23 protein-coding genes are annotated in these 13,088 nt (G+C 61.8%); all 23 read right to left on the minus strand.

Annotation, left to right across the window (positions count from 1 at the left end; genetic code table 11):
- Positions 1-157 precede the first annotated feature (157 nt).
- The 23 genes from map to rpsJ all read right to left on the minus strand — a co-directional run bounded on the left by map (position 158) and on the right by rpsJ (position 13,009).
- Positions 158-982, minus strand: coding sequence for a type I methionyl aminopeptidase (map, locus tag NNX34_RS01875; protein ID WP_227918708.1), 825 nt, complete (start codon positions 980-982; stop codon positions 158-160).
- Between the two features lie 45 nt (positions 983-1,027).
- Positions 1,028-1,600, minus strand: coding sequence for an adenylate kinase (locus NNX34_RS01880; protein ID WP_255764874.1), 573 nt, complete (start codon positions 1,598-1,600; stop codon positions 1,028-1,030).
- Positions 1,597-2,907 carry a preprotein translocase subunit SecY gene (gene secY, locus NNX34_RS01885; protein ID WP_255764875.1) on the minus strand — a complete coding sequence of 437 codons (1,311 nt, stop codon included), beginning with the start codon at positions 2,905-2,907 and terminating at the stop codon, positions 1,597-1,599. The genes NNX34_RS01880 and secY overlap by 4 nt, the downstream gene beginning before the upstream one ends.
- Positions 2,908-3,152: 245 nt before the next feature.
- The gene (gene rplO / locus NNX34_RS01890; RefSeq protein WP_255764876.1) at positions 3,153-3,608 is read right to left on the minus strand and encodes a 50S ribosomal protein L15; all 456 of its coding nucleotides are present in this window, start codon (positions 3,606-3,608) and stop codon (positions 3,153-3,155) included.
- 1 nt (position 3,609) lies between these two features.
- Positions 3,610-3,822 (minus strand): 50S ribosomal protein L30, encoded by a 213-nt coding sequence (gene rpmD / locus NNX34_RS01895; protein WP_227918717.1) that lies wholly within the window; start codon positions 3,820-3,822, stop codon positions 3,610-3,612.
- Positions 3,822-4,502: a 30S ribosomal protein S5 gene (rpsE, locus tag NNX34_RS01900; protein WP_227918719.1), complete on the minus strand. Its 681-nt coding sequence runs from the start codon at positions 4,500-4,502 to the stop codon at positions 3,822-3,824. Before rpsE ends, rpmD begins: the two co-directional genes overlap by 1 nt.
- A 29-nt stretch (positions 4,503-4,531) precedes the next feature.
- Entirely contained in the window at positions 4,532-4,915 is a 384-nt protein-coding gene (gene rplR / locus NNX34_RS01905; protein WP_227918722.1) for a 50S ribosomal protein L18, read from the minus strand.
- Between the two features lie 2 nt (positions 4,916-4,917).
- Entirely contained in the window at positions 4,918-5,454 is a 537-nt protein-coding gene (gene rplF / locus NNX34_RS01910) for a 50S ribosomal protein L6 (protein ID WP_255764877.1), read from the minus strand.
- A gap of 18 nt (positions 5,455-5,472) precedes the next feature.
- On the minus strand, positions 5,473-5,871 hold the full coding sequence (rpsH, locus tag NNX34_RS01915) for a 30S ribosomal protein S8 (protein ID WP_146361106.1): 399 nt from the start codon (positions 5,869-5,871) through the stop codon (positions 5,473-5,475).
- A 90-nt stretch (positions 5,872-5,961) separates the two neighbouring features.
- On the minus strand, positions 5,962-6,531 hold the full coding sequence (rplE, locus tag NNX34_RS01920; RefSeq protein WP_227912807.1) for a 50S ribosomal protein L5: 570 nt from the start codon (positions 6,529-6,531) through the stop codon (positions 5,962-5,964).
- Entirely contained in the window at positions 6,531-6,890 is a 360-nt protein-coding gene (gene rplX / locus NNX34_RS01925) for a 50S ribosomal protein L24 (RefSeq protein WP_227918730.1), read from the minus strand. The genes rplE and rplX overlap by 1 nt, the downstream gene beginning before the upstream one ends.
- 3 nt (positions 6,891-6,893) lie before the next feature.
- Positions 6,894-7,262, minus strand: coding sequence for a 50S ribosomal protein L14 (gene rplN / locus NNX34_RS01930; protein ID WP_055239356.1), 369 nt, complete (start codon positions 7,260-7,262; stop codon positions 6,894-6,896).
- Between the two features lie 381 nt (positions 7,263-7,643).
- Positions 7,644-7,949 (minus strand): 30S ribosomal protein S17, encoded by a 306-nt coding sequence (rpsQ, locus tag NNX34_RS01935; RefSeq protein WP_279326965.1) that lies wholly within the window; start codon positions 7,947-7,949, stop codon positions 7,644-7,646.
- Positions 7,946-8,275 (minus strand): 50S ribosomal protein L29, encoded by a 330-nt coding sequence (gene rpmC / locus NNX34_RS15995; RefSeq protein WP_304658988.1) that lies wholly within the window; start codon positions 8,273-8,275, stop codon positions 7,946-7,948. Before rpmC ends, rpsQ begins: the two co-directional genes overlap by 4 nt.
- A 2-nt stretch (positions 8,276-8,277) precedes the next feature.
- The gene (gene rplP, locus NNX34_RS01945) at positions 8,278-8,694 is read right to left on the minus strand and encodes a 50S ribosomal protein L16 (RefSeq protein ID WP_055239353.1); all 417 of its coding nucleotides are present in this window, start codon (positions 8,692-8,694) and stop codon (positions 8,278-8,280) included.
- Positions 8,695-9,537, minus strand: a complete 843-nt coding sequence (gene rpsC / locus NNX34_RS01950; protein ID WP_227918732.1) for a 30S ribosomal protein S3 — start codon at positions 9,535-9,537, stop codon at positions 8,695-8,697.
- Positions 9,538-9,903: a 50S ribosomal protein L22 gene (gene rplV / locus NNX34_RS01955; protein ID WP_227918735.1), complete on the minus strand. Its 366-nt coding sequence runs from the start codon at positions 9,901-9,903 to the stop codon at positions 9,538-9,540.
- Positions 9,904-9,941: 38 nt separating this feature from the next.
- Positions 9,942-10,223, minus strand: a complete 282-nt coding sequence (rpsS, locus tag NNX34_RS01960) for a 30S ribosomal protein S19 (RefSeq protein ID WP_104052734.1) — start codon at positions 10,221-10,223, stop codon at positions 9,942-9,944.
- A 12-nt stretch (positions 10,224-10,235) separates the two neighbouring features.
- On the minus strand, positions 10,236-11,075 hold the full coding sequence (gene rplB, locus NNX34_RS01965; protein WP_146361090.1) for a 50S ribosomal protein L2: 840 nt from the start codon (positions 11,073-11,075) through the stop codon (positions 10,236-10,238).
- Between the two features lie 30 nt (positions 11,076-11,105).
- On the minus strand, positions 11,106-11,411 hold the full coding sequence (gene rplW / locus NNX34_RS01970) for a 50S ribosomal protein L23 (protein WP_104052736.1): 306 nt from the start codon (positions 11,409-11,411) through the stop codon (positions 11,106-11,108).
- The gene (rplD, locus tag NNX34_RS01975) at positions 11,408-12,022 is read right to left on the minus strand and encodes a 50S ribosomal protein L4 (protein WP_227918737.1); all 615 of its coding nucleotides are present in this window, start codon (positions 12,020-12,022) and stop codon (positions 11,408-11,410) included. Before rplD ends, rplW begins: the two co-directional genes overlap by 4 nt.
- A 4-nt stretch (positions 12,023-12,026) precedes the next feature.
- Complete coding sequence (gene rplC, locus NNX34_RS01980) at positions 12,027-12,683, minus strand: 50S ribosomal protein L3 (protein ID WP_255764879.1); 657 nt, start codon at positions 12,681-12,683, stop codon at positions 12,027-12,029.
- A 17-nt stretch (positions 12,684-12,700) separates the two neighbouring features.
- A complete protein-coding gene (rpsJ, locus tag NNX34_RS01985; RefSeq protein ID WP_146361073.1) occupies positions 12,701-13,009 on the minus strand; it encodes a 30S ribosomal protein S10 in 309 nt (102 codons plus the stop codon).
- Between the last annotated feature and the right edge of the window lie 79 nt (positions 13,010-13,088).

Consider the following 13,088-nt stretch of genomic DNA (forward strand, 5'->3'; position numbering starts at 1 on the left):
CTGCAGTTCATCCAGGCCGCCGGCGGGACCCCGGCCCCCGGGCACGTGCCCGCACCGAGGCCGGCCCGTCGCGTCTGCGCATCCGCCCCGGGAAAACCGGCAGGCCCCGTTCCTAGAAGGAACGGGGCCTGCCGGTTTAGTGCATGCGGAGGATTCCCTAGGGAATCGGAACCGGGGTAACCCCCAGCGGTTCCAGCCGGGAGGCACCGCCGTCGGGCGCCGTGAGCACCCAGATCCCCTTTTCATGGATCGCGACGGAGTGCTCCCACTGGCTGGAACGGCTGCCGTCTTCGGTGACAACTGTCCAATCGTCATCGAGCGTGCGGGTGAGGATCTTGCCGCGTACCAGCATCGGCTCGATGGCCAGGCACAGGCCCGGCCGCAGCTTCGGCCCGCGGTGTCCGGTGCGGTAGTTCAGGACATCGGGTGCCTGATGCATTTCGGTGCCGATGCCGTGGCCGACATAGTCCTCGAGGATTCCCAGCTTCTTGCCCGGGACGCTGCTGACATAGTCGTCCACGGCGTCGCCGATGTCCCCCACGAACTTGCCTTTGGCAGCAGCGGCAATGCCGTGCCACATGGCGTTCTCGGTGACATCCGACAGCCGCTGGTCCTCCGGATCCGGCGTACCCACGATCACGGTTCGTGCGGAGTCCGAGTGCCAGCCGTTCACCACTGCACCGCCGTCGATGGAAATGATGTCGCCGTCCTGCAGCACCCGGTCTCCCGGAATGCCGTGGACAACTTCTTCATTCACGGACGTGCAGACCGTGGCCGGGTAGTCGTAGTACCCCAGGAAGTTGGAGGTGGCTCCCGCTTCCTTGAGTACCCGGGCAAATACTGCATCGATTTCGCGTGTACTGACGCCGACGTCGGCGGCCTTGACCGCCGCGTCGAGCGCTGAGATCAATACAAGGCCGGCTTCGCGCATGATGCGCATCTGCTCGTTGGTTTTGTATTCGATTCGAGGCTGGCCGAACATGTGTCTTCTAACTTCCTAGCGGATAACGTTTTGCGCCGGACTTTCTTAGCGCAGGTCCTTCAGTGCTTCCATGACACGCTCGGTGACTTCGTCGATGCCGCCGAGGCCATCCACCCGGGTGACGATTCCGCGGTCCTCGTAACGGGCGACGACGTCGGCCGTCTGCTGCTTGTAGAGGTCCAGGCGGTGCCGGATGACGTCTTCCGTGTCGTCGCTGCGGCCCTCGAGTTCCGCGCGCCGGAGCAGGCGGGCCACGAGTTCGTCGTCGTCGGCGGTCAGGAGGAGTACCGCGTCAAGCTTCTGGCCGTTGCCGGCCAGGATGTCGTCGAGTTCTTCAACCTGCGCCACGGTGCGCGGGTAGCCGTCCAGCAGGAAGCCCGATTCGACGTCGCCGTCAGCCAGCCGGCTGCGGACCATGGCGTTGGTGACGGTATCCGGAACGAAGTTGCCGGCGTCGATGTATTTCTTCGCCTCCACGCCCAGGGGCGTTTCCTCTTTCACGTTCGAGCGGAAAATGTCGCCGGTTGATATTGCCGTGACACCGAGCCGGTCCGAGATCCGAGCGGCCTGAGTTCCTTTACCGGCGCCGGGAGGCCCGATAATCAGCATTCTTGTCATCGCAATAACCCTTCGTAGTGACGTTGCTGGAGCTGCGCGTCAATTTGCTTAACCGTTTCCAGTCCCACACCAACCATGATGAGGATTGACGTTCCGCCGAACGGGAAGTTCTGGTTAGCTCCAACCAACACCAGAGCAATCAGCGGGATCAGGGCGACAAAGCCCAGGTAAAGGGCGCCGGGCAGCGTGATCCGGGAGAGCACGTACTGCAGGTATTCGGCGGTGGGGCGGCCGGCCCGGATGCCGGGAATGAAGCCGCCGTACTTCTTCATGTTCTCCGAGACCTCGTCCGGGTTGAACGTGATGGAGACGTAGAAGTAGGTGAAGAAAACGATCAGCAGGAAGTACACCAGCATGTACAGCGGGTGGTCGCCGCTGACGAGGTAGTTGTTGATCCAGACCACCCATCCCGGCGGCGTGCCCTGCGAGGGAGTATTGAACTGCGCCAGCAGGCTGGGCAGGTAGAGCATGGAGGATGCGAAGATCACGGGGATCACGCCGGCCATGTTCACCTTGATCGGAATGTAGGTGTTCGTGCCCCCTACGGTCCGCCGGCCGACCATGCGCTTGGCGTACTGCACCGGAATGCGGCGCTGCGACTGCTCCACGAAGATGACCAGGGCCACCGTCAGGACGCCGACGGCGATGACGGCCAGGAAGATGGTCCAGCCCTGTGCGCTGAGGATGGCGCCAAGGGCGCTGGGGAAGGACGCCGCGATCGAGGTGAAGATGAGCAGCGACATACCGTTGCCCACACCCTTTTCCGTGACGAGCTCGCCCATCCACATGATGACGCCGGTACCGGCGGTCAGCGTGACGATGAGCAGCAGGACGGTGACCAGGTTGTCGTCCGGGATGATCGGCAGGGCGCACTGGTTGTTGAAGAGTGCACCCGAGCGGGCCAGGGAGACGACCGTCGTCGCGTTGAGCAGGCCCAGCGCGATGGTGAGGTACCGCGTGTACTGGGTGAGCTTCGACTGGCCCTGCTGACCCTCTTCGTAGAGGGCCTGGAAGTGCGGGATCACGACGCGCAGCAGCTGAACAATGATGCTGGCGGTGATGTAGGGCATGATGCCGAGGGCAAAGATGGAGACCTGCAGCAGCGCACCGCCGCTGAAGAGATTGACGAACTGGTAAATACCACCGGAGGTGGCACCCAGATTCAAGCACTGCTGCACATTGCCGTAGTCAACACCCGGGGCCGGGATAAAAGCACCCATGCGGAAGATAGTGATGATTCCCAGCGTAAACAACAGCTTGCGTCGCAGGTCTGGTGTCCGGAAAGCCCGGCCAATAGCGCTAAGCAAGCGTCCTCCTGAAGTTTGGAAAGTCCGATCCGGACTTGTGACAGAAACAGAGTCTAGCCGCTCGCGGCCCGTACTGCGTTAACGCCGTACTGGACGCGGTAGTTGCCTTAAACGGAACTGAACTCCCGGCGGACCGGATGGGGTCCGCCAGGAGTTCAGTGGTGAAACGTTGGATCGTGCGCCCCTCCCCTGCCGGTACACGCAATGTGTCCGGACGGGGAGGGTAACAGACCCGCCACGAGGTCTTAGACCGTTGTGGTGGATCCGCCGGCTGCGGCGATCTTTTCTGCAGCGCTGGCGGAGAAGGCGTTGGCCTGGACATCAACCTTGACGGTGATGTCGCCGGAGCCGAGCACCTTGACGGGCTGGTTCTTGCGAACCGCGCCCTTGGCAACCAGTGCTTCGATATCCACGGCGCCGCCTTCGGGGAACAGTTCCGAGATCTTGTCCAGGTTTACAACCTGGAACTCGACCCGGAACGGGTTCTTGAAGCCGCGCAGCTTCGGCAGACGCATGTGCAGCGGAAGCTGACCGCCGGCGAAGCCTGCCTTGACCTGGTAGCGGGCAGCCGTACCCTTGGTACCGCGGCCTGCCGTCTTACCCTTGGAACCTTCACCGCGGCCTACGCGGGTCTTGGCCGTCTTGGCACCGGGTGCCGGACGCAGGTGATGGACCTTCAGAGTTCTGTTTTCTTCGGGCATGTTACTTCGCCTCCTCAACCTTCACGAGGTGCGGAACCGTGTTGATCATGCCAACGGTCACTGCATCAGCAGTACGGACGACAGAGTCGCCGATGTGCTTCAGGCCCAGTGAACGCAGCGTGTCGCGCTGATTCTGCTTACCACCGATGGTGGACTTGATCTGAGTGATTTCCAGTCGAGCCGTGCTAACGACGACGTTCTTCGGAGTCGACATCAGGCACCTGCCTTCTGCATGTTGCGGAGCATCGCGTAGGGAACGACCTGGTCGAGCGGAAGGCCGCGGCGTGCTGCCACTGCCTGGGGCTCTTCGAGGCGCTTCAGCGCATCAACCGTGGCGTGCACGATGTTGATGGCGTTGGAGGACCCGAGCGACTTGGACAGGACGTCGTGGATACCGGCGCATTCCAGAATGGCGCGGACCGGACCACCGGCGATAACACCGGTACCGGGGGAAGCCGGACGCAGCAGGACAACGCCTGCAGCAGCTTCACCCTGGACGAGGTGCGGGATGGTTCCACCGATGCGCGGGACGCGGAAGAAGGTCTTCTTGGCTTCTTCAACAGCCTTTGCAATAGCGGAGGGAACTTCCTTTGCCTTGCCGTAGCCAACGCCGACCATGCCGTTGCCGTCACCGACAACAACGAGGGCGGTGAAGCTGAAGCGACGGCCACCCTTGACCACCTTGGCAACGCGGTTGATGGTCACGACGCGTTCAATGAACTTGTCCTTCTCATCGTTGCGTCCGCCGTCGCGGCCACCGCGGCCACCGCGTTCGCCGCGGCCTCCACGGTCGGAGCCGCGCTGCTCGCCGCGACGTCCGCCGCGGCGGTCGTCGGTACCGGTGGCTGCGGCTTCCTTGGTCTCAGTTGCCTCAGCAGCTGTAGCTTCAGTCACCTGATTTTCCTTTTCCTTGTTTACCTCGGTCACAGTGCCAGCCCACCTTCACGTGCGCCGTCTGCAACTGCAGCAATACGGCCGTGGTAGCGGTTACCACCGCGGTCAAAGACAACGGCTTCGATGCCGGCGGCCTTCGACCGCTCAGCAACGAGTTCGCCGACGCGCTTGGCCTTGGCGGTCTTGTCGCCGTCCAGTGCACGCAGATCCGCTTCCATGGTGGAGGCGGAAGCCACGGTTACGCCGCGGCTGTCATCGACAACCTGGACGAAGATGTGGCGGGCAGAGCGGTTGACCACGAGGCGCGGACGAACCGCGGTTCCGGAAATCCGCTTGCGGATACGCAGCTGGCGTCGGCTGCGCAGGGCAGACTTGCTCTTGCTGTTTCGCTTCTTATTAATGCTGATGGCCATGGTTACTTACCAGCCTTTCCGACCTTGCGGCGGACAATCTCGCCGGCGTAACGAATACCCTTGCCCTTGTAGGGGTCGGGCTTACGCAGCTTGCGGATGTTGGCGGAAACCTCGCCCACCTGCTGCTTGTCGATACCGGACACGGTGACCTTCGTCGGGCCAACCACGGTAAGCGTGATGCCTTCGGGGGCCGCGACGGGGACCGGGTGGCTGTAGCCCAGGGCGAACTCGAGGTCCGAACCCTTCGCTACCACGCGGTAACCGGTACCAACGATTTCCAGATCCTTCTTGTAGCCTTCGGTCACGCCGGTGATCATGTTGGCGATCAGCGTGCGGGTCAGGCCGTGGAGGGCGCGGGATTCACGCTCGTCGTTCGGGCGGGTAACCGTGATGGTGCCGTCTTCAAGCGTTGCCGTGATCGGGCTGGGCACAGTGTGGCTCAGCTCGCCCTTGGCGCCCTTGACGGATACAACGTTGCCGTTGATGGCGATATCTACTCCGGCAGGAACCGGGATGGGCAGACGTCCAATACGTGACATTTTTCTTTCCCTTCCCTGCTACCAGACGTAGGCGAGGACTTCCCCACCTACACCCTTCTTGGCGGCCTGGCGGTCGGTCAGGAGACCTGACGACGTCGACAGGATTGCGATACCCAGACCACCCAGCACGTGCGGCAGGTTGGTGGACTTCGCGTAAACGCGCAGACCGGGCTTGGAGATGCGGCGAACGCCGGCGATGGAACGCTCGCGGTTCGGACCGAATTTGAGATCCAGGGTCAGCTTCTTGCCGACCTCGGCCTCTTCTTCCTTCCAGCCGGCGATGTAGCCCTCGGCCTTCAGGATGTCAGCAACGCGCGCCTTGAGCTTGCTGTAAGGCATGGACACGGAATCGTGGTATGCCGAGTTTGCATTGCGCAGACGCGTGAGCATATCTGCGACAGGATCTGTCATTGTCATTTGGGCTCTTGCCCTCCCTCGTAACGGTTTCCTGCAGGATCCCCGTGCGGCGTCGCCTCACGGATCTCCGTCGGACCTGTTACGTAGTAATTAATCTTCGGATTTGAACGGGAAGCCGAGCGCCTTCAGCAGCGCGCGTCCCTCGTCATCGGTCTTTGCGGTGGTAACCACGGTGATGTCCATGCCGCGTACGCGGTCGATCTTGTCCTGATCGATTTCGTGGAACATCGACTGTTCGGTCAGACCGAACGTGTAGTTGCCGTTGCCGTCGAACTGCTTGCCGTTCAGGCCGCGGAAGTCACGGATACGGGGCAGCGCCAGGGTGACCAGGCGGTCCACGAATTCCCACATGCGGTCGCCGCGCAGCGTAACGTGCGCACCGATCGGCATGCCTTCGCGCAGCTTGAACTGAGCGATGGACTTGCGTGCCTTGGTGACCTGGGGCTTCTGGCCCGTGATCTGGGTGAGGTCGCGTACCGCACCGTCAATGAGCTTGGAGTCCTTGGCGGCATCTCCAACACCCATGTTCACAACCACCTTGACGAGGCGGGGAACCTGGTTGACGTTCGAGTAGTTGAATTCGTCCTGCAGGGTCTGCTTGATCTCCGCTGCGTAGCGGGTCTTCAGACGGGGAACGATCTTGGTGACAGTCTCAGTCATTAGAGGTCCTTCCCAGAGCCCTTGGCCACGCGGATACGCACAGTGCGCTCACGGCCATCTTTTTCGACGGTTTCAGTGCGGAAGCCAACGCGGGTCGGCTTCTTGGTTTCCGGGTCGACAATGGCGACGTTGGAAACGTGGATCGGGGCTTCAACAACCTCGATGCCGCCGGTCTTGGAACCGCGGGAGGACTGGCCAACCTTGGTGTGCTTCGTGACGCGGTTGATGCCTTCAACGAGGATGCGGTTGCTCTCGGGGAAGACCTTCAGAACCTTGCCCTGCTTGCCGCGGTCTCCGCCGCGCTCAGCCTTAGCACCGGTGATGACCTGAACGAGGTCACCCTTCTTGATTTTTGCCATGGACTACAGCACCTCCGGAGCCAGCGAAATGATCTTCATGAACTTCTTGTCGCGAAGTTCGCGGCCAACGGGCCCGAAGATACGGGTACCGCGGGGGTCGCCGTCATTCTTCAAGATCACTGCAGCGTTCTCATCGAACTTGATGTAGGAACCGTCCTGGCGGCGGCGTTCCTTCTTGGTACGGACGATGACGGCCTTGACCACGTCGCCCTTTTTGACGTTGCCGCCGGGAATTGCATCCTTGACGGTGGCAACAATGGTGTCGCCAATGCCTGCGTAGCGACGGCCGGATCCACCGAGAACGCGGATGGTCAAGATTTCCTTGGCACCCGTGTTGTCGGCGACCTTCAGTCGCGACTCCTGCTGAATCACTTATTACTCCTGTCGTCGCGCCGGTTCTCGAAATGAGCCTTGCGGAACGGATATGGGTGGACCCCGTAATACTGGTACTCAACGCCGGGCGGACCGGCCGCACGCCAGTGCAGCCGCCTTGCGCGGCGTCGAACAAGATTATCGGGCTTTTGTCTCATTCGGCGGTGAGGAGGCAGTACCGGAGCCCCGGTTCGAGACCGGATTCCGGACACACTTCCGCACCACACAGACAAGATTTCAAGTTTATCGCGAAAAGGCCCCGGAAGCGAAATCGAAGATGATAACGCGGCCGGGGCCCTCACGCTGTGGACGGTGCCGGCGTGTTCTCCGCTTGTCGCGGGGAACACACCGGCGGGCCGGCCGGTACTTCTTACTACTAGGTTACTTGGCCTTTTCGAGGATCTCGACCAGGCGCCACCGCTTGGTAGCGGACAGCGGCCGGGTCTCGGCGATCAGCACGAGGTCACCAATGCCGGCAGCGTTCTGCTCGTCATGGGCCTTGCGCTTCTCGGTCCGGCGAATAACCTTGCCGTAAAGGGCGTGCTTCACGCGGTCTTCAACCTGGACAACGATGGTCTTATCCATCTTGTCCGAGACCACGTAGCCGCGTGCGGTCTTCCGGTACCCGCGGGCATCGGCGCCGTTTGCGTCAGTTGTCACTGCTGCCTCATTCTTGTTTTCGCTCACTTGGCATCATCCTCAGCGACCTTGGCTTCAGCTTCAGACTTGGTAGCCTTCTTCTTTGACTTCTTCGGTGCCTCGGGTGCTGCTTCCTCAACGGGAGCGACAACCTCGGGACGAATGCCCAGCTCGCGCTCACGCAGCACCGTGTAGATGCGGGCGATATCGCGCTTCACTGCACGCAGACGACCGTGGTTTTCCAGCTGGCCGGTAGCCGACTGGAAGCGGAGGTTGAACAGCTCCTCCTTGGCCTTGCGCAGTTCTTCTACGAGACGGTCCTTATCGAAGCCGTCCAGCTGCTCGGTTGTCAGCTCTTTTGATCCAACTGCCATTTCTATTCACCACCCTCGCGACGCACAATGCGTGCCTTCAACGGCAGCTTATGGATCGCCAGGCGCAGGGCCTCACGAGCTACCTCTTCGGAAACACCGGAGAGTTCGAAGAGAACCCGGCCCGGCTTGACGTTTGCAACCCACCACTCCGGAGAACCCTTACCGGAACCCATACGGGTTTCAGCAGGCTTCTTCGTCAGCGGACGGTCCGGGTAGATGTTGATCCAGACCTTACCGCCGCGCTTGATGTGGCGTGTCATGGCAATACGCGCAGCTTCAATCTGGCGGTTGGTGACGTATGCAGGCGTCAGAGCCTGGATACCCCACTCGCCGAAGCTGACGGCAGTGCCGCCGGTTGCAGCGCCGGAGCGACCCGGGTGGTGCTGCTTACGGTATTTGACTCGACGTGGGATAAGCATTTAAGCCTGTCCTCCTTCTGCTGCGGGGGCAGCTGCCTCAGCGGCCGGAGCCTCTGCAGCAGCAGGCGCGGCGGCTTTGTCGCCGCGCTCGGGACGACGACGGCGGTCGCCGCCACGGTCACCGCGGTCGGCCGGGCCGCGGCCCGGACGATCGTTGGAGCGTCCGCGGGACGGTGCAGCAGCCTGCTGTGCAGCCAGTTCCTTAGCGGTAACGTCGCCCTTGTAGATCCAGACCTTCACGCCGATGCGGCCGAAGGTGGTCTTGGCTTCGAAGAAACCGTAGTCGATCTGCGCGCGGAGGGTGTGCAGGGGCACACGGCCTTCGCGGTAGAACTCGGAACGGCTCATTTCAGCGCCGCCCAGACGACCGGAGCACTGGATACGGATACCCTTGGCGCCGGCACGCTGTGCGGACTGGATGGCCTTCTTCATCGCACGGCGGAAAGCCACGCGGGAAGAGAGCTGCTCAGCAACACCCTGGGCAACAAGCTGTGCTTCCATCTCGGGGTTCTTGACCTCGAGGATGTTCAGCTGGACCTGCTTGCCGGTGAGCTTTTCGAGCTCGCCGCGGATGCGGTCCGCTTCGGCGCCGCGGCGGCCGATCACGATGCCCGGACGTGCAGTGTGGATATCCACACGAACACGGTCACGGGTGCGCTCGATCTCAACCTTGGCGATGCCGGCGCGGTCCATGCCGGTGGACATCAGCTGACGGATCTTGATGTCCTCGCGGACGAAGTCCTTGTAACGCTGGCCCGGCTTGTTGCTGTCAGCAAACCAGTGCGATACGTGGTCAGTGGTGATGCCGAGTCGGAACCCGTGCGGGTTTACCTTCTGTCCCACTTAGCGTTCCTCCTCGATCGTAGGGGTTGCGACTACCACGGTGACGTGGCTGGTCCGCTTGTTGATGCGGTAGGCGCGGCCCTGGGCCCGCGGCTGGAACCGCTTCATGGTGGGTCCTTCGTCAACGAATGCTTCGCTGACGAAGAGGTCACCCTCGTCGAAGGCCACGCCGTCACGGTCCGCGAGGACACGTGCATTGGCCATAGCCGACTGAATTACCTTAAGTACCGGCTCCGAAGCTGCCTGGGGGGCAAACTTCAGAATTGCCAGAGCCTCATTCGCTTGCTTGCCACGAACAAGGTTGACGACGCGCCGGGCCTTCATAGGCGTTACGCGGATATGACGCGCAATTGCCTTGGCTTCCATTGCTTTCCTTCTCTCGTCTTCTGCCGAAAGAGCAGCGCCTAGCGGCGCTTGCCCTTGCGGTCGTCCTTCACATGGCCGCGGAATGTCCGCGTCAGAGCGAATTCGCCGAGCTTGTGCCCGACCATCGACTCGGTGACAAACACCGGAATGTGCTTACGTCCGTCGTGTACGGCGATCGTGTGCCCGAGCATGTCGGGGATGATCATCGAACGGCGGGACCACGTCTTGATGACGTTCTTGGTGCCCTTTTCGTTTTCGGCCGCTACCTTGAGAAACAGGTGCTGGTCGACGAAGGGGCCTTTCTTCAGGCTGCGTGGCATGTTTCCAGGCTCCTATCGCTTGTTCTTGCCGGAACGACGGCGACGCACAATGAGGTTGTCGCTCTCTTTATTGGGACGGCGGGTACGGCCTTCGCGCTTACCGTTCGGGTTGACCGGGTGGCGTCCACCGGAGGTCTTACCTTCACCACCACCGTGCGGGTGATCGACCGGGTTCATGGCGACACCACGGACGGTCGGGCGTACGCCCTTCCAGCGCATACGGCCGGCCTTGCCCCAGTTGATGTTCGACTGCTCGGCATTGCCGACCTCGCCGATCGTGGCGCGGCAGCGCACATCAACGTTGCGGATTTCACCGGAGGGCAGACGCAGCTGGGCGAAGCGGCCTTCCTTGGCAACGAGCTGAACGGATGCACCGGCGGAGCGGGCCATCTTGGCGCCGCCGCCCGGACGAAGTTCAACAGCGTGGATGGTGGTACCCACGGGGATGTTGCGCAGGGGCAGGTTGTTGCCGGGCTTGATGTCAGCGCCGGCGCCGGCCTCTACGAAGTCGCCCTGCTTGAGCTTGTTCGGAGCAATGATGTAACGCTTGGTGCCATCAACGTAGTGCAGCAGGGCAATGCGGGCGGTACGGTTCGGATCGTATTCGATCTCGGCAACGCGTGCGTTGACGCCGTCCTTGTCGTGGCGGCGGAAGTCGATCAGACGGTACTGACGCTTGTGTCCACCACCCTTGTGCCTGGTCGTGATCTTACCGGTGTTGTTACGGCCGCCCTTTTTGGGCAGCGGACGTACCAACGACTTTTCCGGCGTCGACCGCGTGATTTCGGTGAAGTCGGCTACGCTCGAGCCGCGACGGCCCGGGGTAGTCGGCTTGTATTTACGGATTCCCATTATTTATTCCTCGTTAAAGTGGTCTCCGCCCTAGCTGAGCGGACCGCCGAAGATGTCGATTGTGCCGTCCTTGAGGGTGACAATGGCGCGCTTGGTGTTCTTGCGCTGTCCCCATCCGAACTTGGTCCGCTTACGCTTACCGGCACGGTTGATGGTGTTGATCGAGTCGACCTTGACGGAGAAGATTTTCTCCACGGCCAGCTTGATCTCGGTCTTGTTGGAGCGGGGGTCGACCAGGAAGGTGTACTTACCTTCGTCGATCAGGCCGTAGCTCTTTTCCGAGACGACGGGTGCAAGCACTACGTCGCGCGGATCCTTAGCGGTGGTCGCGCTCACTTGGCGTCCTCCTTGACTGTGTTCTTGCCGACGAACTCGTCGTAGGCAGCCTTGGTGAAGACCACGTCGTCGGCAACAAGCACGTCATAGGTGTTCAGCTGATCTACGTAGATCACGTGAACAGCCGGAACGTTGCGCACGGAAAGTGCGGCAACATCGTTGGCGCGCTCGATAACAACGAGCAGGTTCTTGCGGTCGGAAACCGAACGCAGGGCGCTCAGTGCATCCTTGGTGGAAGGCTTGGTGCCTTCAACCAGGGATTCGAGGACGTGGATACGGCCGTTGCGTGCCCGGTCCGACAGGGCGCCGCGCAGTGCAGCAGCCTTCATCTTCTTGGGGGTGCGCTGGCTGTAATCGCGGGGCGTCGGTCCGTGGACAACGCCGCCGCCGGTCATGTGAGGAGCACGGATGGAGCCCTGACGAGCCCGGCCGGTGCCCTTCTGCTTGAACGGCTTGCGGCCTGCGCCGCTTACCTCGGCGCGCGTCTTCGTCTTGTGCGTACCCTGGCGGGCGGCTGCAAGCTGAGCAACTACCACCTGGTGGAGCAGCGGTACGTTCGTCTGAACGTCGAAGATCTCTGCGGGGAATTCAACAGTGGTTTCGTTAGCCATGAGACTAAGCTCCCTTCACGGCAGAGCGTACGAGGACGACCTGGCCGCGGGCGCCGGGAACGGCACCCTTGATCAGCAGGAGCGACTTCTCGGCGTCCACACCGTGAACCGTGAGGTTCATGGTGGTGTGACGGACGGCGCCCATGCGGCCCGCCATCCGAACGCCCTTGAAGACGCGGCCCGGGGTGGATGCGCCACCGATGGAACCCGGCTTACGGTGGTTCTTGTGTGCACCGTGGGAGGCACCAACGCCATGGAAGCCGTGACGCTTCATGACACCGGCAAAGCCCTTACCCTTGGAGGTTCCGGTGACGTCGACCTTCTGGCCGGCCGCGAACATCTCAACGGAGAGTTCCTGGCCCAGCTCGTAAGTGTCGGCATCGGCGGTACGCAGTTCAACTACGTGGCGGCGCGGCGTAACGCCGGCCTTTTCAAAGTGGCCGGCCAGCGGCTTGGTCACCTTGCGCGGGTCGATCTGGCCGTAGCCGATCTGAACGGCGGTGTAGCCGTCCTTTTCCGCGTTGCGCAGCTGCGTGATGACGTTGGAGTCAGCCTGGACGACGGTTACGGGGATGAGCTTGTTGTTCTCGTCCCAAACCTGGGTCATGCCGAGCTTGGTGCCCAGCAGTCCCTTTACCTGGCGTGTAAGTGAAGTAGACATAAGTATCCGCTCCCCCCCTACAGCTTGATTTCGATGTTCACGTCGGCAGGCAGGTCGAGACGCATGAGCGAGTCAACGGCCTTAGGCGTGGGGTCAATGATGTCGATCAGGCGCTTGTGCGTGCGCATTTCAAAGTGCTCGCGGCTGTCCTTGTACTTGTGCGGCGAACGGATAACAACGTAAACGTTCTTTTCCGTGGGCAGCGGCACGGGGCCTACTACCGTTGCGCCTGCACGCGTGACCGTCTCAACGATCTTCCGTGCTGATACGTCGATGACCTCGTGGTCATACGACTTCAGCCGGATGCGGATTTTTTGTCCCGCCATGGCGTCGTGCCTCTTTCTTCGAGTAATGCTCTCTGTACAGTTTTTGCACCGAACTGCCTTACGGCCTGGCGCCCCTCCA

The sequence above is a fragment of the Arthrobacter sp. zg-Y1116 genome (assembly GCF_024385485.1).
Lineage (GTDB): Bacteria > Actinomycetota > Actinomycetes > Actinomycetales > Micrococcaceae > Arthrobacter_B.